General features: G+C 51.1%; 1 protein-coding gene. It reads left to right on the top strand.

The window, feature by feature from the left end; genetic code table 11:
- The first annotated feature begins 39 nt into the window (after nt 1-39).
- Nucleotides 40-573 carry a hypothetical protein gene (locus tag AC1DVH_RS32315; protein WP_477757198.1) on the top strand — a complete coding sequence of 178 codons (534 nt, stop codon included), beginning with the start codon at nt 40-42 and terminating at the stop codon, nt 571-573.
- Nucleotides 574-676 lie beyond the last annotated feature (103 nt).

The raw sequence follows: 676 nt of genomic DNA, 5'->3' as shown, positions 1-676 counted from the left end.
GTGTATAGCTAGCGTTTGAGGTTGAAGGCGGGAGGCGCGATGAATAGTTTAAAAAAAAGATGCTCGATCAATCTGGGTAATCGCTATCTCCGGCAAAAGCAGCCGGGGGTTATTACCAATAGTGTGGTCGGTCATTCGCGCCCTGTACTGTCACTTTACGGCCATACAGGCCAGGATGGAAACGAATGTACGCTTGGCGTTCAAGTCAAGCTCAGTTCACTTGGAATCTCTGTTGAGAAAACGCTCCAGTACAATTTTCAGTACAACAGCGCGAGTGTTCCACTCAATCGAAACCAAACCTGCGGTTCTAATGATTTCCTGACTCCGCCACCAGGCGTGTGGAACCCGTCTCCAATACAGACTAGTCAATTCGTAGTCGTTGCCAGTTTGCTCATGGATAAAAGGCTTGTTGACGAAGCCGCATGGACGCAGAACCGTGCCATCACCCCTCAGGAACTTCCGGACTATGGCGATCTTCGCGAGCCTATTCCGACCAATGACTCTGATCGCTGGATGTGTGGCATCTGTGACAAGCCCCCTATGCCTGAGAGAGCAATATGGACAGACGCATAGAGCCCCGATACGTGACGGGGCCTTTAGTAAGTTACKCCATCTATTCAACCTGCGTTCATGGGCCGTCGCCTCCTTTAGGCGCAATTCCAGCCTGTAGTTACGG

This window comes from Pseudomonas sp. P4_C3 (assembly GCF_056402075.1).
The sequence above is the reverse complement of the archived record's forward strand: the minus strand, read 5'-3'. Positions and strand labels throughout refer to the sequence as shown.

Excerpts from the sequence above, each read along its gene's own strand:
- AC1DVH_RS32315 (WP_477757198.1), top strand. The coding sequence starts at position 40 with ATGAATAGTTTAAAAAAAAGATGCTCGATCAATCTGGGTAATCGCTAT.